This is a genomic window from Candidatus Desulfosporosinus nitrosoreducens (assembly GCF_030954495.1).
GTDB classification, from domain to species: domain Bacteria; phylum Bacillota; class Desulfitobacteriia; order Desulfitobacteriales; family Desulfitobacteriaceae; genus Desulfosporosinus; species Desulfosporosinus nitrosoreducens.
In genome coordinates this window covers 88,388-107,629 of record NZ_JAVHUW010000065.1, presented here as the reverse complement: position 1 = coordinate 107,629, position 19,242 = coordinate 88,388, and the positions used below count along the sequence as shown (strand labels likewise).

17 protein-coding genes are annotated in these 19,242 nt (G+C 43.5%); 3 read left to right on the top strand and 14 right to left on the bottom strand.

The window, feature by feature from the left end; translation table 11 throughout:
- The 3 genes from REC12_RS16885 to REC12_RS16875 all read right to left on the bottom strand — a co-directional run bounded on the left by REC12_RS16885 (window position 1) and on the right by REC12_RS16875 (window position 3,932).
- Window positions 1–1,338, bottom strand: a complete 1,338-nt coding sequence (locus REC12_RS16885) for an L-fucose/L-arabinose isomerase family protein (protein ID WP_308896489.1) — start codon at window positions 1,336–1,338, stop codon at window positions 1–3.
- An 89-nt stretch (window positions 1,339–1,427) separates the two neighbouring features.
- Window positions 1,428–2,717, bottom strand: coding sequence for an ABC transporter substrate-binding protein (locus tag REC12_RS16880; RefSeq protein ID WP_308896488.1), 1,290 nt, complete (start codon window positions 2,715–2,717; stop codon window positions 1,428–1,430).
- Between the two features lie 447 nt (window positions 2,718–3,164).
- Window positions 3,165–3,932: a GntR family transcriptional regulator gene (locus tag REC12_RS16875; RefSeq protein ID WP_308896486.1), complete on the bottom strand. Its 768-nt coding sequence runs from the start codon at window positions 3,930–3,932 to the stop codon at window positions 3,165–3,167.
- Window positions 3,933–4,231: 299 nt separating this feature from the next.
- On the opposite strand from REC12_RS16875, the gene REC12_RS16870 reads away from it, so the two are divergent.
- Both REC12_RS16870 and REC12_RS16865 read left to right on the top strand, forming a co-directional pair.
- The gene (locus REC12_RS16870) at window positions 4,232–5,074 is read left to right on the top strand and encodes a class II fructose-bisphosphate aldolase (RefSeq protein WP_308896483.1); all 843 of its coding nucleotides are present in this window, start codon (window positions 4,232–4,234) and stop codon (window positions 5,072–5,074) included.
- 139 nt (window positions 5,075–5,213) lie between these two features.
- Window positions 5,214–6,284 carry an oxidoreductase gene (locus REC12_RS16865; protein ID WP_308896481.1) on the top strand — a complete coding sequence of 357 codons (1,071 nt, stop codon included), beginning with the start codon at window positions 5,214–5,216 and terminating at the stop codon, window positions 6,282–6,284.
- 36 nt (window positions 6,285–6,320) lie between these two features.
- Here REC12_RS16865 and REC12_RS16860 read toward each other — a convergent pair whose 3' ends face one another.
- From REC12_RS16860 to REC12_RS16820, 9 genes are all read right to left on the bottom strand, one after another.
- Window positions 6,321–7,037, bottom strand: a complete 717-nt coding sequence (locus tag REC12_RS16860) for a FadR/GntR family transcriptional regulator (protein ID WP_308896480.1) — start codon at window positions 7,035–7,037, stop codon at window positions 6,321–6,323.
- Between the two features lie 22 nt (window positions 7,038–7,059).
- The gene (gene larAH5, locus REC12_RS16855; RefSeq protein ID WP_308896478.1) at window positions 7,060–8,325 is read right to left on the bottom strand and encodes a nickel-dependent malate racemase, LarAH5 family; all 1,266 of its coding nucleotides are present in this window, start codon (window positions 8,323–8,325) and stop codon (window positions 7,060–7,062) included.
- Between the two features lie 148 nt (window positions 8,326–8,473).
- Window positions 8,474–9,913, bottom strand: coding sequence for an NAD-dependent succinate-semialdehyde dehydrogenase (locus tag REC12_RS16850; protein ID WP_308896477.1), 1,440 nt, complete (start codon window positions 9,911–9,913; stop codon window positions 8,474–8,476).
- Between the two features lie 273 nt (window positions 9,914–10,186).
- Complete coding sequence (locus tag REC12_RS16845; RefSeq protein WP_308896476.1) at window positions 10,187–11,341, bottom strand: UxaA family hydrolase; 1,155 nt, start codon at window positions 11,339–11,341, stop codon at window positions 10,187–10,189.
- Window positions 11,342–11,343: 2 nt separating this feature from the next.
- Entirely contained in the window at window positions 11,344–11,628 is a 285-nt protein-coding gene (locus REC12_RS16840) for a UxaA family hydrolase (RefSeq protein ID WP_308896474.1), read from the bottom strand.
- Between the two features lie 260 nt (window positions 11,629–11,888).
- The gene (locus REC12_RS16835) at window positions 11,889–12,605 is read right to left on the bottom strand and encodes a FadR/GntR family transcriptional regulator (protein ID WP_308896472.1); all 717 of its coding nucleotides are present in this window, start codon (window positions 12,603–12,605) and stop codon (window positions 11,889–11,891) included.
- 283 nt (window positions 12,606–12,888) lie between these two features.
- Complete coding sequence (locus tag REC12_RS16830) at window positions 12,889–13,521, bottom strand: cobalamin B12-binding domain-containing protein (protein ID WP_308896470.1); 633 nt, start codon at window positions 13,519–13,521, stop codon at window positions 12,889–12,891.
- Window positions 13,522–13,548: 27 nt separating this feature from the next.
- Window positions 13,549–14,691, bottom strand: coding sequence for a uroporphyrinogen decarboxylase family protein (locus tag REC12_RS16825; protein WP_308896468.1), 1,143 nt, complete (start codon window positions 14,689–14,691; stop codon window positions 13,549–13,551).
- A gap of 63 nt (window positions 14,692–14,754) precedes the next feature.
- Entirely contained in the window at window positions 14,755–15,573 is an 819-nt protein-coding gene (locus REC12_RS16820; protein WP_308896467.1) for a methyltetrahydrofolate cobalamin methyltransferase, read from the bottom strand.
- Between the two features lie 328 nt (window positions 15,574–15,901).
- Here REC12_RS16820 and REC12_RS16815 point away from each other — a divergent pair, with 328 nt between their 5' ends.
- Window positions 15,902–16,750: a helix-turn-helix domain-containing protein gene (locus tag REC12_RS16815; protein WP_308896465.1), complete on the top strand. Its 849-nt coding sequence runs from the start codon at window positions 15,902–15,904 to the stop codon at window positions 16,748–16,750.
- 160 nt (window positions 16,751–16,910) lie between these two features.
- Here the strand turns inward: REC12_RS16815 and REC12_RS16810 are convergent, their stop codons facing one another.
- Window positions 16,911–17,669, bottom strand: a complete 759-nt coding sequence (locus REC12_RS16810) for a MerR family transcriptional regulator (RefSeq protein ID WP_308896463.1) — start codon at window positions 17,667–17,669, stop codon at window positions 16,911–16,913.
- A gap of 201 nt (window positions 17,670–17,870) precedes the next feature.
- Window positions 17,871–19,241 carry a citrate/2-methylcitrate synthase gene (locus REC12_RS16805; protein WP_308896462.1) on the bottom strand — a complete coding sequence of 457 codons (1,371 nt, stop codon included), beginning with the start codon at window positions 19,239–19,241 and terminating at the stop codon, window positions 17,871–17,873.
- Between the last annotated feature and the right edge of the window lies 1 nt (window position 19,242).

Sequence of the window (19,242 nt, the reverse complement as noted above, 5' to 3'; positions counted from 1 at the left end):
TTAGAAATTAATCATTCGTAAATTAAGAAGTTCAGCCAGCTCTCTGAATTCACAAGTGAAATCACCGTAAGTGACAATGTAATGATGTTCAACACCTTCGTACAAAATAGTGTCCAAGGTTTGCTGCACTGAGCCGGAAATCTGAACAGGCAAACTATTGCCGCTATAGAGAAGTTTGGTCTCGATACCCATACCCAATCCAAGCAAAAGCCGCAAATCTCCGTTACGATCACTGCTTAAACGGCTTATTGTCACCTGACCGCCTTTTAAGGGGAAATACAGGGCTAAAGGAATCTTCCGGTTCGGGTGGACACCTGCCAGCGGGATTGTATCCGGCGCAATCAGGGAGCGTGGCCCATTGCCGCAATGCCAAAAGATTAATTGGTTCTGTTCTTCCTCGGCACCGACTAAATCAGCAATAAAATTAGCTTGAGAAGACATGTAAGACCCTATAAGCATTGTCACCGCCGCATTAACATCTGCCTCACAGGCAGCCACAATCCCTTCATCATTCAGACGACTGAGGGCATAACATACGGCTCCGCCAAAGTTCGCCATAAATTCCGGCCAGCATTCTACAGCGACCGCATCAAGGGCCTTTCGGGAAACTATTTCTTTGAGCGCCAAATAGGCCTGAACTGATTTCCTGGTCGCGTTCATTTCCAAGTTTTCCGTCCCGCCTAAACCGGCGATAGCGTGTTGGATATCCTCGATTTGAATCTCTAGGGCCAGAGAAAATACTTCATTGAGGGATACGTACTCAACCGAAATTCCGAATTGCTGAAGCAGCAATATTTCATTGAAATTAGAGGGATAGTAACCTGAAGGCCGGTGCCCAAACAGCCCTATACGTTTTCCTCTCAGCCACTTGATTGCTCCGGCGGCCCGCGCAAAGGCCGCTACCTTCTTCACAGTCGAAGGGGAATCGGGGCTGCCATAAACACCTTTGAATTTAATACCGGCATTCACCAGCGCATGGGCCCCTAAATTGAGGCCGCAGAAGGAATTAAGGCGCAGCCTTTCACCGGTAGGTTCTTCCTTGGTCGCCCAGATCAGAAGAGGCAATTTGACGTTACCGGCTAGATTCAGGATTAAAGAAGCATCACAGAAGGTTCCCTGAACAATAATTAAAGCATGTAAATCCGGACGGTTATTGATCGATTCAGCCAAGGATAAGGCTTCGGCCCCCACGGCAATGGGCTGTTCAAAAACTTCCGTAGCAATACCCGCCCGTTCCAGAGCTGATTGGGCGTTGTGAAAAAAATCCTTAGCCAAATTCACATCAAACTGGGGTCTAACAAAAAAAACCAGGCCAACCTTTGAACTACTTTTTGACATATCTTACGCCTTCCATTCTTCTTGTTTTTAAAGTTCGGTGGCAAGTGGGTTGAACCCACTTGCCGTATTGACCCAAATTGTTCATCCAATTACTTATAGTTCTGGAGCTTAGTTTGTAAGGTATTAAGAATATCCGGAATCGGTTTGGTTGTGGTAATGACTTCTTGCATACTTGTCATGACATCCGTGGCATATTTACTATAGTCCGGACCCCAGGGAGCACGAACTTCAGTGGGGGCCACTGTTTCGGCAAAACTTTTAAGCGAGGGGTCGGTAAATTGTTGCGGGAAGCGCTGACTGGCACTCTTAACTACCGGTACGTATCCTGTAGGAAGCACATAATTTTTAAGAGCAAAGTCACTCCCTGCTAAAAACTCAGCAAATTTGGCAACCGCTGCCTGACTTTTCGAAGCTTTAAAAATGACTAGATTATGGTTTCCAGGAATACATTGTGATTTGCTGGTACCGTCGGGCAATTTTGTGACTGCCCATGTTTGATTAAAGGCATCATCCGTTAAACTTTTGTTCATACTTTGGACAATTCCTTTAAAGCATGGTTCATCTATCCCGAACAGCAGGTTGTTTTGAGCGGCCAGAGGCCTGAATTCACCAAATTTTTTCCCGGGCAAGGTATACCCTTTTTGAATAATTCCCCGCAGCCATTCGGCATAGGGGCCCATCTGACCGGCATTGACCTTGCCGTCCTTGATCGCCCCGAAAGACTCCATCAGCGGCCATTCCTGCTCCAGGCCAATAGTACGTATTGTTGTATCAACCTGCAGCATTACAACACTTTTGGGCAATTTTTGCTTAGCAATGTCCATGTCTTTGTTCAATTCATCCATAGTCTTGGGCGGGTTATTGGGATCCAAGCCCGCATCTTGCATCAGCTTTTTGTTATACCATAAACCCATCGGTTGTCCCGCCCAGGGAACGGCATAGTGCTGACTGTTCAGTACACCCAATTCGTAAGAAGCTTTATCCATGTCAGACAGGAATTGCTGCGACAGTAAATTGTCGGTTGGCGACAAAGCTCCCATGGAAGCTAAACTAATCACTGAAGCATTATCAACTTGGGCAATATCCGGGGCATTGCCAGCACTGTTCATAATCGTTAACTGATTTAAAATATCGCTGACAGGAATAGGCACGTTTTTGACTTTGATATTCGGATTTTGTTTCTCGAATTCGGCGATAGTATCCAGGGTCATTTGTTTGGTTGATTCTTCAGCAGTGGCCCAGTTCACAAACGAAATGGTTACAGGTTGACTATCACTTTGACCTGAAGCGGAAGTGGTATTGCTTGTACCGCAAGCAACAGTGCCGAAAACTAATAGCGAGCATATCAAGGGCAAGCTGAGTAACTTTTTCATTAACATACTCTAAACTCCTTCCGATCCCGAGTTTATCACTTCGTTTCCCCAATTCTAAACATTTCGATAATTAGTCACATCTTTTTACCAACTTTTATATACAGCTTCTTTGCTGATGTAGTTCCAATATCTTCCCTTCCAGATCCTTCTGCGCTGCAAATCAGCGCAGAATCCCCCAAGGTTATTTATATGTGATCGTTTTCACCAAGTGGGGTTCACTACGGAATTACTTTGTCGCAAAGAACGCATAGGAAACCCACAATCACCTCCCCCGAAGACAACTCTGTCTATTTGGTTTAAAGTTGAATTAGACTACTGCTCGATCCTCATCAACACCGTATGGCACGTGCAGCAACAGGGATGATTGTGAGGAAAGAGCAGGCAATAAGTGTTATATCCTGATCTAATCAAAATTAGACGATCATTTAACCAAGGGTTATTCACCATTTACATTTATAGGAAAAGACCTTCTATGTTTCTACTCGTGTGCTGCTGAAGTAAGACCTTATACTTGTATCTATCTGCCCGGTACGAGTTGAATGAGAGCTCTACAGGCTGTTCGCCACAATAGGCAATACGATTCATGGTAAGAATCGGAAAACCAATTTTAACTCCCAGATACTGTGCTACTTTTTTATGGGCAATCCCCGCACCGATCGTTTGCTCCGCCTTAGTTAAAACCATCCCCAATTCCTTAGCCGCGATATCGTACAAGCCAATTTTAGTTAAGTCAAAAGCAGCCATCCGAGAGCCATATTCATAAGGCCAATAGCTTTGCAAATAGGCAATGGGCTCATTATTTAGTTTCTGTACCTTTTCGATCAGAAACATCTTTTGATTGTTAAAGACAGATAACTCGGGGACTCTTTCCAATTCTTTAGCGGTTATTTCGACGGGACAAAGATTGATTAACTCGGCACTCGGTGAGAACCCACGGCCGATCATTTCTTGAAAGAAACCCGTCAATAGCCCCAGCGTTTCTTCTACAGGTTTATTCTTGACAAATGTTCCTTTACCCGCTTTGCGCTCGAGCAGTCCTTCCTGAACCAGTTGACCCACGGAGCGCCTTACGGTTGTACTGCTAACGCCATACTTTACCATTAAATCCTTGTCGGTGGGAAAAGCATCTCCCAGATTCCAGATACCGTCTCTAATAGCATCGCGCAGAGTGTTTGTTAATTGATAATGTAAAGGTATCGACTCCATTTTCTTCAATTCCACGTTTCCTTACTCCCTTACCCAACAATATTGCAATATTACACATTTATAATTAGATTATATCAAATAAAGTTTATCGTCAAGGAAGGAAATGAGATACAAATGCTCATGTGAACGCAGGAAATTTTCACTCTAAGTAAAGGTAAAAGAAGATGGTATCGCTCGCAATATTGCAATATTGTTTGTTTTTAAATATTGCAATATTGCATATTTACAAGGTAATTTTAGTATGGTAGTATTCTCTTGTCAAGAGGGAATTTTTAAGGAATTCTCATAATTCATACTAGTTAGGGGGTAATTCCATGCTAGAACCATCTATTCAGATACTCAACAAAGCTAAACAAGGACAATACGCTGTCCCAGCCTTTAATTTTCACAACTTAGAGATATTGCAGGCTATTATCGAAACTGCTGAAAAACGTCGTTCTCCGGTAATTCTCCAAATCACGCCAACCTATCTGGATAAAATCGGAGATGTTGCCGCAGCAGCTATGGCTCGAGGAGTCGCTAAGGCCGCTAAAATACCCGTGGCCCTACACCTGGATCACAGCAACAGCTTAGAGTGGATTCAGTGGGCTCTGGAACATGGTTTTACTTCCGTGATGATTGATGCTTCCGCACTACCCTTAAACGAAAATATTGCCCATGCCAGGAAAACAGTCGAGTTGGCTCGTATCTATGGGGCTACGACCGAGGCTGAATTAGGACATATCGGGGGAATTGAAGATTCACAGGAAACCGGCAATCCCGCCAGGGCCCTGGCCGACCCTTCAGGGGCTCTCAAGCTGGTAACCGAAAGCGGCATCGATACATTTGCTCCTGCTGTAGGTACCGCCCACGGTTTATATAAATTTCCGCCGAAAATCAATTTTTCCCTGATTGAGAAAATTGGCACACTTGTGAAGGTACCATTAGTTCTTCATGGCGGTTCAGGAATTCCTGCTGACATGATCCGCGAGGCCATCAGGAAAGGTATCGCCAAAGTTAATATTGGCACAGAATTAAAAGCCGCTTGGGCCAGGTCCATGGCAGAAACATTGATTACGGAACAAGAACCCTGGAAAGTCGTCCTCAAGGTACGTGAAGCTGTAGGACAAGTTGTTGCACATAAAATCGGCTTATGCGGGTCCGAAGGCAAGGCGTAATGAAAATAGCGGCTTTGCAAAGAGATATAGCTATAGAAATCGTTGCGAGGAAGCTTTCGTCCTTGTAGTTAGTTTGGTTCCCTATCTTTTTTAACTACAAGTTTCATAAATTCTAAATTTAAACCGGAGGGGAATAAACTTGGAACATAGAGTGTTAAACGTAGGATTGATTGGCTACGGAGTGGCAGGTCAGGTATTTCACGCTCCGTCGATTACTGCCGTTCCGGGCCTGCGGCTAACAAAGGTTGTTGAGCGTCACGGTAATAAGGCGAGCAGCCGATACCCGGGGGTTATGTCAGTCCCTTATGTCGAAGATGTTCTGGCTGATCCGGCTATTGATCTAGTGATTGTGGCGACTCCCAACGCTACTCATTTTGACTTAGCCCGTCAGGCTATTTTAGCCGGGAAACACGTGATTGTCGACAAACCTTTTGCCGTGACCTTTAACGAAACCCAGGAACTAATTAAGCTGGCAAAACAGAAACAAAATGTCTTAAGCGTTTACCAGAACAGGAGATGGGATGGCGATTTCCTTACCGTTAAGCGCGTTGCGGAAGCGGATTTTCTGGGAAAAATAGTGGAGTATGAAGCTCATTATGATCGCTTTGTTAACTATATCCGGCCCTCAACCTGGAAAGAAAAAGAGGGGCCGGGTTCTGGTATCCTTTATGACTTAGGATCACATTTGATTGACCAGGCATTGGTTTTATTCGGATTACCTGAGACCATTACTGCTGACATTAGAATTCAGAGAGAACATAGTGCAATAGAGGATAGTTTTGAACTAATTATGGGCTACGATCACTTAAAGGTTACCCTCAAAGGAGGGTTATTAGTCAGAGAGCCCGGGCCGCGCTATACCCTGCATGGTACCCAAGGCTCATTTATCAAGTTTGGCCTAGACCCTCAAGAAGAGGCTCTTAAGCAAGGAGCAACCCCTGGAGCCAGTCCCGCCTGGGGTATGGAGAGCCCGGAAACATGGGGAACCCTGAATGCTGATCTGAACGGTTTACATTTTGTTGGGAAAATCGAGACGATTCCCGGGAACTACCTGGCTTTCTATCAAAACATTTATGATGTTATTGTCAACGGCGCTGAACAAATGGTCGACCCGGAAGAAGCCGGCAATATTATCCGGATTATTGAAGCCGCCATAGACAGTCAAAAACGGAGGATGACCATAGAAATGAAAAGGGACTGCCGCGAATAATTTAATTCGTTAATACAGCAGCCTTACTTGCCTATGTTAATCCCATTCCTCCCCAACCTGAGCCACAGATTGAATAGCTTCTCTAACATTCGCTAAATGACTCAGCATTCTTTGATGGGCTAATTCCGGATCTCTTTGCTTGATTGCGTCAACAATGGAAGCATGATCCAGAACGGATAAACGCTGTCGCCCCGGAACCATCAGAGTTCGGGATCTATTTTCGCCGAGCAGATCCAACATATTGAGCATCAGTCTCATGAGGACAAGATTACCCGCTGCCTCCACAATCTTTAAGTGAAATTCAGCATCAAGTAACGCGAGTTTTGACTCACCCGCATCCCCTAATTCTTTTCCTTTGCAAACAATGTGCTCGAGTTGCTGAAGATCCTGCTCCGTTGCGTTCTGAGTACACCAAATCACCGCCTGGCTTTCCAGAACCTCCCGGACCTGATAGAGCTCTTCCACGGTCCCTCTTGAGATTTGGAGCAGGGAAGCCAGCCGAGAGACATCTTCTTTTTCATCCACCTCATTAATATAAGCCCCCATACCATGCCGGATCGTAACGACACCTAAACCGACCAACATTTTTAGAGCGTCCCGGATCACTGTCCGGCTCACAGAAAACATGGTGCACATTTCGCGTTCAGGAGGCAACTTATCACCCGGTTTAAGTTTGCCATTGTTAATTGCCTGCATAATCTGATTTTCAATGCCTTCGGATAGGTTGCCATAAAGCTTAACAGGCTCAAACATAATCTCCACCGACCTTAATCTTTTACAAAGGAGTATTAATGATAGGTATCATCGAAGATGCATAAGCCAAAACGGCTACCTTCGGAGAGGTATAATCGGGCAAAGCCAGATCCAATGCTTCCTGCAATGAGGACGTCACTTCGATCATCAGAGTTTTAGCCAATGCGGAGGAAATTTGGTCTGAAACAATAATTGTCCTTGCTTTTACTAAAGTCCTAGACCAAAGGTAAGCTTTATGAGGACCGATGACAAACTCTTTGGATACAAATGATTCCATCACTTCGCCAGGGGTCTTATACAACGACATTTCTTGTTCAAAACGTTTTTCCCCTGTCCCTTCTATGCATTGGGCAACTAAAATAATAGTGCCGCCTTCTTTAACAATCTGGGAAGCAGGTGTTAATGCCTTTTGAGCTTGGTAAACATTGATATCCTTGGGATATCCACCCGGCGAAGCAATCACTATTTCGGCGGGAGTCATAGGAACCCCAAAAACTCCCTTAGCAAATTCCACCCCTTGACGGTAGGCCTCCAACGGGTGTCCGGCAACTGCTTTTACCACCTGTTTCTTATCGTTAAGAACAACATTGACAATCATATCAATGCCTATTATTTTCCCGATATCTTCTAAGTCCAGACGAGCCGGATTATCCTCTAAGCGGCCTAATTCTGCCCCAGGGCTAAATAGCCGAGCATGATTTCCTGTGATAGTAGGACGTCCGCCTAAACCAATAACCGCTCCTTTGACTCCGGCTGTAAAACCCATAAACTGATGAGCATCAATCATCCCAGTTACAATACGGTAATCAGCCTGGACAAAATATTTATTAACGTATACGGGAGTTCCCTGAGCAGAAGTTCCTAGAAATACTGACATTCCCTCATCTTCCGCATCGTGAAGAACGACATTTTTAATCCGGTCTAAGATGTTTTCCCCTAATATATACTTTAAATCTTTAGGTGTCGCCGGACGGTGTAATCCTCCACCTACAAGAACAATTATCCGGTCTTCAGTTATACCCAAATGATTTAGCCAAAGGACAAGTTCTTCTAAAATCAATCGACTGGGTACCGGACGTGTAATATCACTGACAGCAATTGCAATTTTTCGAGCCTTTACTAATTTATCTTGCTTTATATCTCCGATCAAATCTTTTAGGGCGAAACGAATCTGTAGTGAAGGGTCCAGCTCAGGTTCAACCTGACGTAGTGTTCCATACATGCATTGTACCGATTCCGGTACATTACAATACTGATTCTCCCGTCCATAAGGAACCTTAATTTGCATATTTTTCTCCCTTCTAAAAACCCTGTGGTTCGGTATATATTTTATTTGTTTTTTAAGAGTATTGGCAGAGTGAACGGGGTTAAAGATTTTAATAATTATTCAATTAAATCTTTAACCCCCCAAGACTCAATCCGAGTATTTAAAGTCTTTAAATTTCCGTTGCCACATACTTGAAATCCATAAATTCTTCAAGCCCTGTTCTCGCGCCCTCCCGGCCTATGCCGCTTTGTTTTACCCCGCCCATCGGCGCATAGGCCACTGATGGCAAGGCATTATTAAGCCCAACAATGCCGAACTTGAGAGATTCTGTAACACGGATAGACCGGGATAAATCATTGGTATATACATAAGCCGCAAGTCCCATATCCGAACTATTTCCCTTTTCAATAACTTCCTTTTCATCTGCAAACTTGAATATCGGGGCAACAGGCGCAAACAATTCTTCACATGCGAGTGCCGCTCTTTCCGGTACATTTTCCATAATAACCGGAGAAACATAATAACCTTCAGCAGGCACTTCAGCTTTAGGCGCTATGGACCTTGCTCCCAGTGCTTCTGCTTCATTGATTAATTTCTCAATTCTATGTTTACTCTTTAAATCTATCATCGGCCCGAGATCAAGGTTCATTTCCTCCGTTGGATTGCCGATCTTCATCTGCGAGATCTTATTAGCAAAAAGAGCTGTAAATTTATCGTATACCTTTTCATGAACATAAAAACGATTGGCTCCTATGCAGGATTGCCCGTTATTCCTGAATTTCGCAATCATTGCACCCTCAACAGCTTTCTCAATATCCGCATCATCAAAGACAATAAAGGGAGCATTTCCACCTAATTCCAAAGCTAAACGTATTATCCCCTCTGCCGCTTGGTGCATTAAACTGCGTCCCACAGGAGTAGATCCTGTAAAACTAACGACACGTACCGCAGGATGTTTCATCATCGCGGCTGTTGTAACAGCGGCCGGCCCTTGAATTAAATTGGCAACTCCTTTCGGAATACCGGCAGCCTGCAAACATTTAAACAGCTCTATGACACTTAACGGAGCTACTTCTGAACCTCTGGCTACAACGGTGCAGCCTGCGGCTAAAGCAGGAGCTAACTTTCGCGCCTGAATAGAGACCGGGAAATTCCAGGGGGAAAGACACAGCGCGACTCCAGCCGGCTGTGTATAAACACTATGCCGCTTGTTAACCGCATCACTCGGAATATATTGCCCATAAGGTCTTCGCACTTCTTCCGCAAACCATTGGAAATATTCCGCAGAAAACCTCACTTCACCAACTGCTTGGGGAAAGGGTTTTCCTGATTCAGCAGCCAGAATTCGGCCGATGTGATCTGCTCTTTGCCGCAAAAGGTCTGCTGTCCGATTTAAACTATCGGCCCTTTCACGTACAGAGGTTGAAGACCATGCCGCAAAAGCACGCTCAGCGGCATCTACGGCGGATAAAGCGTCATCAACTCCGCCGTATCCAATTTCGCAGAAAACTTGGCCGGTTGCAGGGTTAACGACACCTTTGCTTTCCTTATTTATTGCCTCTTTCCATTCTCCAGCGATAAATAGCGACTCTTTGATCTCTGTTTCCATAATTATTAGCTCCTCCCCAAATTTTTTATATACATGCCTGTCGCTAGATGTATGTATAAATGCCGTGCAGTGAAGCTTAATTTTGTTAGTTTTTATCATTATAACCTTTTGCAATCGTTATTTAGAGACTTGTTTCGCCATTTTAGGCTGTAATAAAAATTAGAAAAGGGTTTAAGATTTAATACTTACTCCATTAAATCTTAAACCCCAAAGACTCAAGCAGTGAGCATTCAATCCGCTCAGGATAAATAAACCTCACTTTAAGAAAATTGCTTACGCACTCGGATAGAGGCGAGTCAGGACGAATTCGTGATGCCCTAAAGCCTCAGCATCGGTAAATCTGCCACGGGCTGTCTGGACCATACACTCCATGACTTTATCTGCAGCTGTTTGGAGATTTAATTCCCGTGTCAGCACACCGCTGATATCAACATCGATATGTTCAGCCATATACTTACATGTATTTGGGTTGGCGGAGATCTTGACCGTTGGAACTACAGGATTACCCACGATGTTCCCCTGCCCGGTGATAAACAGGTGCAGTGCCGCACCGGCTGCTCCCATAAGGGTTATAAATTCAGCTGCCGCTGAAGAGGAATCCATATAGTGCAGGCCTTTCCCTTTGGGAGGATACGCCAAACCTAAAACACTTTGAATGGGGCTTGTACCCGCTTTAGAAATGTTACCCAGAGCCTTTTCTTCGATAGTAGTCAGACCACCGGCAATATTGCCTTGTGTCGGTTGGGAACCAAGCAAATCAGCGCCGCTATTTTCAATGTTTTTCAGATAGTTGGCATGGACTCGTAAAAACTCATCCCCCAGCTCTTTGGTAGCAAAATGTCTGGCTAGAATATGTTCACCACCGGTAATTTCGGAAGTTTCACCGAAGATTACAGTACCGCCCATTTTTACCAAGCGATCACCGACTACCCCGGCGGTCGGGTTACCGGCTAAGCCGGACGTTGTATCCGATTCGCCACATTTAAAGCTTATCGTCAGTTCAGAAAGGTCAGCTTCTGCTTTTTGCAAGGAGGTGGCATATTGGACAAACTCTTGTGCTTTCCTGGAGGCCATCTCTACCGTCTTCAGTTCACCGTTTCCTTCAATCCCAAAATATGCCACCGGTTTACCGGTTTCGGCGATACCGTCGGCAATCTTTTTTGCCCAGTTGGGCTCAATACCTATGACGATGACAGCCGCCACATTCGGATTACACCCGGTGCCGATCAAAGTGCGGAAGTGCAAATCCAGGTCTTCGCCGAACTGTAGCCGTCCGTAAGGATGCGGAAGAGCCAACGTTCCTTTGATCGCGTTTTCTACTTTAAGTACAGAAGAATTGGACAAATCGTCAACCGGAATAATCAAAACCAAATTACGAATCCCGACGCTGCCGTTTTCCCGGCGATAACCATAAATCTTTGTATCCATTTTTACCACCTCGCGCTCTTTAGATTATGTGTATGCACCCAGTCCCCAACTTTGATGTCCCTTGTTGCTTTGCCGATCTTTTCACCGTATTTGATAATAAATTCGCCGGTCTTGGCATCTTTAAGCGCTATTTTGTGTCCCAGAGGGATATCGTGGTTGGACTTCACTGTGATTTCATGATCAGGGTCCATAATAATACCAACGACAGTTTCTCCCGCCTTGAAGTCCTCTACTGCTACGCCGACACTATCACCATCGGCATGTACCAAAAACTTGTGGCTGCTCATGATTGCTCCTCCTCGTTTTAAATTTGGCCTTCTAGGGTTTCAAAAGATTCGTGGAATTGCTTCCACCTCTCACGCATCGTTCTAGTCTGAATTTTAGCGATGCATAGGTGGTATGTTGTATGTGGTATGTGGTGTTACCACTTTTGTGATTACATATTAATCCCTTTTTTCACTTTTGTCAATCTGTTAAACAGAAAAAGATTTACTTTTCCCACCAAACCGATCGGATAAGTAAATCCTATTGTTAAATATCGTTTAATCTACTCCCATTCCTCAGGCACCTGGGCCACTGATCGAATCGCTTCTCTGACATCCGCTAAATGACTCAACATTCTCTGACGCGCTAATTCCGGATCTCTTTGTTTAATCGCTTCAACAATTGAAGCATGATCCATAACGGATAAACGCGGCCGTCCTGGAACCATTAGAGTTCTGGTTCTATTTTCACCAAGCAGATCTAACAGGTTAATCATTAATCTCATTAAGACTTTGTTACCTGCCGCTTCCACGATTTTCAAATGGAATTCGGCATCCAGTAAAGCGAGTTTGGACTCACCCGTATCCCCTAATTCTTTTCCTTTGCGAATAATATTCTCAAGTTGCTGAAGATCTTGCTCATTAGCGTTCTGGGTACACCAAACTACTGCTTGGCTTTCTAATACCTCCCGAACCTGAAACAGCTCTTCTACAGTCCCACGGGAGATTTGAAGCAGGGAAGCTAACCGGGAGACATCTTCTGCTTCATCCACTTCATTAATATAAGCCCCCATACCATGCCGAATCGTAACAACACCTAAACCGACCAGCATTTTTAGAGCGTCCCGAATCACTGTCCGACTCACAGAAAACATGGTGCACATTTCACGTTCAGGAGGCAATTTATCCCCTGGTTTAAGCTCCCCCTTTTTAATTACCTGCATAATTTGATTCACAACGCCCTCGGATAGGTTACCATAGAATTTAACTGGTTCAAACATAACACCCACCGACCTCATATGTTTTATAATTGAATTTCAAAGTAAAACTGATTATACGGCGATTGAGCCGACATAATGGTATTATATCATATAAGTTATTTAATGAGCACCTGCGTTCCCCGTTAGAATACACTTTTCTGTCTTCCCGAATTTATCCTTCTATAACAAACAGCATCCAGTTATAAAGTCCCATCAACTTTCAATATCATTGATGGAACTTTACAACTGGATGCTCTAAACTCCTCTGGAAAAGGTCTTTGCCCGCTAAGCATAAAAACTTATTTTAGGCGACCTCGAGAAGTTTACGAACCTTTTCTACCGCGGATGCGGCATCCGGAGCATAAGCGTCGGCACCAATCTGGTCAGCGAAATCCTGAGTAACCGGGGCCCCGCCAACTATTATTTTTAGCTGACCGCGATAATCCGCCAACCCTTCAATAATGTTCTTCATATAGGTTATTGTCGAGGTCAATAAGGCAGAAATTGCCACCACATCCGGCTTGTATTCTTCAACTGCCTCAACAAACTTTTCTACCGAGATATCAATTCCCAAATCTATGACTCTAAAACCGCCACTCTGCAACATTATACTAACCAGGTTTTTCCCAATATCGTGAAGGTCACCTTTTACTGTACCAATTAATATAGTCCCTTTTTCTTGAAGGGCAGCGCCAGTCAAATAGGGTTTAACTGTATCCATTCCAGTATGCATGGCTCTGGCGGCAATCAATACTTCGGGGACATAAACCTCATTGTTTCTAAACTTAACTCCGATAATATTCATAGCCGTTATAAATCCGTCATTGATAATCACAACTGGATCTAAACCTTCTTCAAGTGCTTTAGTGGTTCGTTTCCGAACTTCATTGGCATCGCCGCTCATCAGTGCTTCTTTAATTTGATTAAGGATTGGCATTTCCTCTACTCCCCTCTTTTTAAGCCCCTAACCCCGGCCTATCATCCGACCATATGTGCCATATTCTGCTGCTGTCCTATATAGGCTTGCGATGTTTTCGGGCGGAGTTTCCCCCTGAATGACATTGGCAGGGGCTACGATGTAACCACCGTTCTCCCCTAATTTATCAATGACTTGTTTAACTTCTTTTTGAACATCTTCAACTGTTCCAAATAGAGCATGCTGAATATCTACGCCGCCGTGAAATATGACTTCCGAACCAAATTCCTTCTTAATTTTAAGCGGGTCCATTCCCTTCGCCGTATGCTGGATGGGGTTTAGAATATCGATACCCGCTTCGATAAACAAAGGGATTAGAGGATAAACAGCCCCACAACTATGAAATATTATTTTACTCTGAGGTGCCTTCTTTTTAATAAAGGCAAAAAGCTCTTTATGAAACGGTTGTAACATTTCTTTATATAATGCGGGGGAAATAAATGGTGCATTCTGCATACCATAGTCTTCACAAAATGTTATCGTATGAAGATAAGGACCGGCTGCGTTTAGATACACCTCATGTAATCCCAAAAACAGATCAAGAATTTTTCCTAAGAGATGCCTGGCAAACCGCTTATTAATCATGAGGTCAACCAGAAAATCATCAAATCCCCTTAAAATCCAAGCAGTATCAAAAAAACCATAATTATGCGCAGCATGTGCGGCAACTGCATAATCCGTATTTTGATATAAGTCACGAGCTCGTTCAGCCACGCCCTCAGTACGCCCCGAGGCAAATGGATCAAGCCAGGGATACTTATCAAGGTCACTCTCATCCGCACCCTTTAAAGGATACTTTACGATAGCTCTTTCATTTCCCAATAATTTATAGACTACACCCCATTCATCGGAGAAAGTCCCATCGGGAAAGGTTTTATTTTGGTAACCCTCAGGGGGTTTAAGCCCAACGTGGCGAAAATCAATGTCCAAGGCTTGCAGCACACGCTCGTCATAATAGTTTGCTGTAAAATTCTTGCGAAACTGCTCAATATCACCTTTAATATTGAAATACTTTTTCAAGGCAAAATAGGCTGGGTCATTAATAAAGTTTGCAGAGTTACACAGATCCATTGGTACGCGATCCGGTACTTTCTTGTGCAAAACCGCCAATACCCTTTCACGATGGTTCATAGTTTTTTACTCCCTCCATTAATTTAAAAAGTAATTTATTTATTACAGCTTATAACCATACTCTTATAATTTGCTTTTCTGCTGTTCCTCGTATAAACCTGTCCTATGTGCTGTCAAGTAGTTCATACAATATGAATCTTGTCCCATTAAGGCTTGGGTAGCAAAAATTGTTCCCATCATTCCCCTGTCAGTAGGATTTAAAATATAACCGTCCATGCCCAATGTCATAGTTTGAGTCATGAATATGCGGTTCAATATTTTTCGGTTTGGTAGTCCATAGGATACATTACTCAACCCGCACATAAAGTGCACATCCGGATATTCTTCTTTTATAGCTTTAATAGTATCGAGAACCTCAATTCCGGCTGTCTCAATACTACTTACCGGCTTGACAAGCGGATCAAAATACATGTCATGATCTGGAACTCCGATTGCCCTTAGATTGGCATACAGGCTTTTAAGTACTCTCAGGCGGTCATCAGCTGTTTCCGGAACCCCCGCATCGTCCATGCAGAGTGCAACGATTTTAGCTTTATATTTGGATAACAGTGGACTAATTTTTTGAAAACGTTCCTTCTCATCAGTAATCGAGTTGATCATGGGCTGTCCGTACTTACATAGCGCCAAGCCGGCTTCCAAAACCTCAGGATTAGGGCTATCTATGCATAAGGGGGCTTGAACCGCCCCCTGAATTGTGTTGATGAGCCATTCCATCGTTTCCTTTTCTTGAAAGACCTTGGTCCCACAATTCACATCCAAATAATCCGCACCGGCTTCAACTTGTTCGATGGCTATTTTCTTAATATACTGTGCGTCACCAGCATCCACTGAATCATTGATAGCTTTTCGACTAGTATTAATAAGCTCGCCGACAATCAACATGTTCTTTCCTGCCTTTACTTTGGAGTGTACATCGAGCAGAGTATCTTAAGCTGTCTCAACTTGCATTAAGATAAAAAAACAAATAGAGAATTCTATGTCTTATTCGTTTCATACTTCATCTGCCTGAATTTATATCACAAAGGATAATTACATAATTTCAGCCCCTCTTTTCACATTATTCGGAGCCTTTTGGCACCGGCAAAAGCAATGTTCTAATCTTGCTGGATCTCAATTCATAGTATATACTGATTTTACAGCCCTTTCATTCCCTAAAGTTGCTATGGTATTTCGAAATCTTGCTATTAGTATTAGCCCAAGGAGGTTCAGTATGAAGGTTAAGGAAAGAGGGGTACTTGAAGAATCCGAATATTACTTTTTCACTCCCAGCAACCTGGCAAAATCCCTTTTCTTTCATTTAATGTGTACCGGTAAATTCTTCTGTGATCACAATTACTATGTTGAAAGGGACAAATACAACAGCTACCTTCTTATGTACATAGCAAAAGGTCAGGGAACGATATGTTATAATGACAAAACCTATACTGCCAAAGAAAATGATTTAGTGATTATCAACTGTTATGAACCCCATCGATATTCTACGAATACCGGATGGATGACATTATGGCTCCATTATGACGGTAACACCAGCAGGGAACTGTTTGACCTGATTTATGATCGTTTCGGATGCGTCATCCCTATGAGCAATTGTCCAATAATCCCCAAGTATATGAATATTATTTGGGAAAATGCAAGAAAATGCAGTCCCCTTTCCGAGCCTTTAATATCATGTTATATCCAGAGGATGCTTGTAGAATTGCTTATGCTTTCTAATGATTTCATTTTACAAAAAACTGATGAATTTGATCCGGTTCTGGAAGCTATGGCCTTTATAGAGACAAATTTTAAAGAAAAGCTTAATCTCAAAGTTATTGCCTCTAACGTGAATATTAGCCCTTTCCATTTTGCCAGAACCTTTAAAAAGGATACAGGCTATTCCCCCTATGAGTATGTAATGAAAATTCGGTTAAACCATGCAAAAATGCTGCTTAAAAAAACAAACCTTCAGATTAAGGAAATTGCTGCTGAATGCGGGTTTTCTACCGAATCAAATTTTTTGGTCAATTTTCATAATAATGTTGGAGTTACGCCACGCGAATTCAGAAACACACCATTTTAATCACGTTGCTGTAATTTGGTGAACTATGCGCCATCATTAAAGGATAACCAGGAACCGCTCGGATCGGATAGTTCTCCCATCTCCCTTCACTCAGCCAGATAGCGTAACAAAGGCACCGGTTTGTTAAACCGGTGCCTTTGTTACACTTGTACTTCTTAAATTAAGCTCCTGTATAAATAAGAACGGCATCTCTCAGGAAAGCCGCCGTACCCGGCTGTTTTTCATCGTAATAGACTGTGAAGCGTTCGTCATCGACATACATCTGAGTAACCCCAACATGCGCTTCCTTAGTGTAGCTGTCCCAATAAAAGGACAACCACTGACGATGCAAATCGGCCGCTTTTTGAGCTAATTCCCCGGCAGGATCGCCTGTTTGGAAAGCCGCGTAAAGGGTTTCTTTCAGTTCAGTACCCAGCCTTGTTATCTTATCATAGTCTTCCTGGGACATGCCTTTCACTTTTTGGTTAGACTTATTAACCGCTTCTTCCCCATACTTTTCACGTATTTCCCGGCCGTATTGAGCTTCATTATCAGCAATTAACTTTTGTTTAAAGCCTGCGAATTTCTCTTGGTCCATCATAGTGATCTTCCCCTCTTTTAAAGCAATTGATTTATCGACATTAGAAATCAGCAAATCCAATTGCCCCCGTTTTTCAAGAAGCTTCACACGGTGTTCCCTCAGGGCTTCGGCTCCATCAAAGGAAGGCGATGTCACAATCTCCTTAATTTTATCAAGGCTTAAATCCAACTCACGATAAAAGAGAATCTGTTGCAGCCGATCGACTTCAAACTGCCCGTAAATGCGGTACCCCGACGAGTTGATTCTTGCCGGCTTAAGAATTCCAATCTCATCGTAATACCTCAAAGTCCTGGTACTTACACCCGCGATTTGAGCCAGCCTCTGCACGGTATACTCCATGTTGCTCACCTCCTGACAAGATCACTATATACCTTTACGCAACGTCAATGTAAAGAGTATTGGCGAGGTTAATTTATCCAATGACTAATCCACTCTAAGACTCCCGCTTCTGCAAGCGGTAAGTTAAGAGCGGCTAAGATTCAGGTGGAGTTAAAACTCCACCCGAATCAAGTCTTCTTTATTCAGCTTTAATAACAAGCGTTATGTTCTCTCTGTCAGATTAATATAAGTTTGCCTGGGCGCGACACTTTTATAAGCCGGTCTGATAATTTTTCCGGCATTGACGATTTCCTCAATACGATGAGCACTCCAGCCTGCGATTCGGGCAATGGCAAACATAGGCGTAAACATTTCAACCGGTATATTCAGCATTCTGTAAACAAAACCGGAAAAGAAGTCGATGTTGGCGCTAACACCTTTATACATTTTATTGGACTGCGAAATCACTTGAGGAGCAAGCCTTTCGACTGCTGCGTATAGTTTAAATTCATCCTCAAGTCCCTTTTCCCGGGCCAGCTGAGCAACATAGTCTTTAAGAATAACCGCCCTTGGGTCGGAAATTGAGTAAACGGCATGACCAATTCCGTAAATCAAGCCTGAGCGGTCAAAGGCATCTTTCGTCAGAATCCGGCTCAGATAATTTTCTATTTCTTCGTCATCGTTCCAATCTTTTAATTGCTCTTTGATATCTTCAAACATCTGGACAACCTTAATATTGGCCCCCCCGTGCCGCGGCCCTTTGAGGGCGCCTATAGCCGCGGACATTGCTGAATAAGTGTCCGTGCCCGTCGAAGTCACGACGTGAGTCACGAAGGTCGAATTGTTGCCTCCTCCGTGTTCAGCATGAAGCACTAAGGCCAGATCAAGCAGCCTAGCCTCAAGCTTTGAGTATTTGCTGTCCGGCCTCAACATTGAGAGGATATTTTCCGCCGTACTTAATTCCGGCCGGGGGCTGTGAATATAGAGACTTTGATTTCCATGATAATGGGATAAGGCCTGATAGCCGTAGACCGCCAGCGACGGAAAACACGCTGTTAAACGCAAGCATTGTTTTAAAACGTTATTGATGGAAGTATCGTCCGCATTATCGTCAAAAGAGTATAAGGCCAAAACACTTCTTGCCAAAGTATTCATAATATCTTTGCTGGGAGCCTTAAGAATAACATCACGGGCAAAATCTTCAGGAAGCTTCTGGTAACCTGCCAGTAATTGTTCAAATTCTTTCAGAGCTTTCCCGTTAGGAAGATGTCCAAAGAGCAATAAATAGACACACTCTTCAAAGCCAAAACGGTCATCCTTCATAAAGCCTTTGACCAGATCCACAATATCATAACCCCGATAAATCAAGCGTCCCGGAACTTGGACGATCTCACCCTCATCAAGAATATAGGAATGCACCTCGCCGATTTCAGTTAAACCAACAAGTACGCCTCTCCCGTCTAAATCCCTAAGTCCTCGTTTTACTTGATATTTGCTGTATAATTCAGGGTTAACGTAACTGCTTTTTTTAGCAGCATTGCTTAAGTCGTCAAACATTTTCTCGTCAAACTGTTCAATTTGGTAAGTCTGCATA

Coding starts and splice junctions, on each gene's coding strand:
- REC12_RS16885 (WP_308896489.1), bottom strand. CDS start 1,338: ATGTCAAAAAGTAGTTCAAAGGTTGGCCTGGTTTTTTTTGTTAGACCC.
- REC12_RS16880 (WP_308896488.1), bottom strand. CDS start 2,717: ATGTTAATGAAAAAGTTACTCAGCTTGCCCTTGATATGCTCGCTATTA.
- REC12_RS16870 (WP_308896483.1), top strand. CDS start 4,232: ATGCTAGAACCATCTATTCAGATACTCAACAAAGCTAAACAAGGACAA.
- REC12_RS16860 (WP_308896480.1), bottom strand. CDS start 7,037: ATGTTTGAGCCTGTTAAGCTTTATGGCAACCTATCCGAAGGCATTGAA.
- larAH5 (WP_308896478.1), bottom strand. CDS start 8,325: ATGCAAATTAAGGTTCCTTATGGACGGGAGAATCAGTATTGTAATGTA.
- REC12_RS16850 (WP_308896477.1), bottom strand. CDS start 9,913: ATGGAAACAGAGATCAAAGAGTCGCTATTTATCGCTGGAGAATGGAAA.
- REC12_RS16845 (WP_308896476.1), bottom strand. CDS start 11,341: ATGGATACAAAGATTTATGGTTATCGCCGGGAAAACGGCAGCGTCGGG.
- REC12_RS16840 (WP_308896474.1), bottom strand. CDS start 11,628: ATGAGCAGCCACAAGTTTTTGGTACATGCCGATGGTGATAGTGTCGGC.
- REC12_RS16835 (WP_308896472.1), bottom strand. CDS start 12,605: ATGTTTGAACCAGTTAAATTCTATGGTAACCTATCCGAGGGCGTTGTG.
- REC12_RS16830 (WP_308896470.1), bottom strand. CDS start 13,521: ATGCCAATCCTTAATCAAATTAAAGAAGCACTGATGAGCGGCGATGCC.
- REC12_RS16825 (WP_308896468.1), bottom strand. CDS start 14,691: ATGAACCATCGTGAAAGGGTATTGGCGGTTTTGCACAAGAAAGTACCG.
- REC12_RS16820 (WP_308896467.1), bottom strand. CDS start 15,573: ATGTTGATTGTCGGCGAGCTTATTAATACTAGTCGAAAAGCTATCAAT.
- REC12_RS16815 (WP_308896465.1), top strand. CDS start 15,902: ATGAAGGTTAAGGAAAGAGGGGTACTTGAAGAATCCGAATATTACTTT.
- REC12_RS16810 (WP_308896463.1), bottom strand. CDS start 17,669: ATGGAGTATACCGTGCAGAGGCTGGCTCAAATCGCGGGTGTAAGTACC.
- REC12_RS16805 (WP_308896462.1), bottom strand. CDS start 19,241: ATGCAGACTTACCAAATTGAACAGTTTGACGAGAAAATGTTTGACGAC.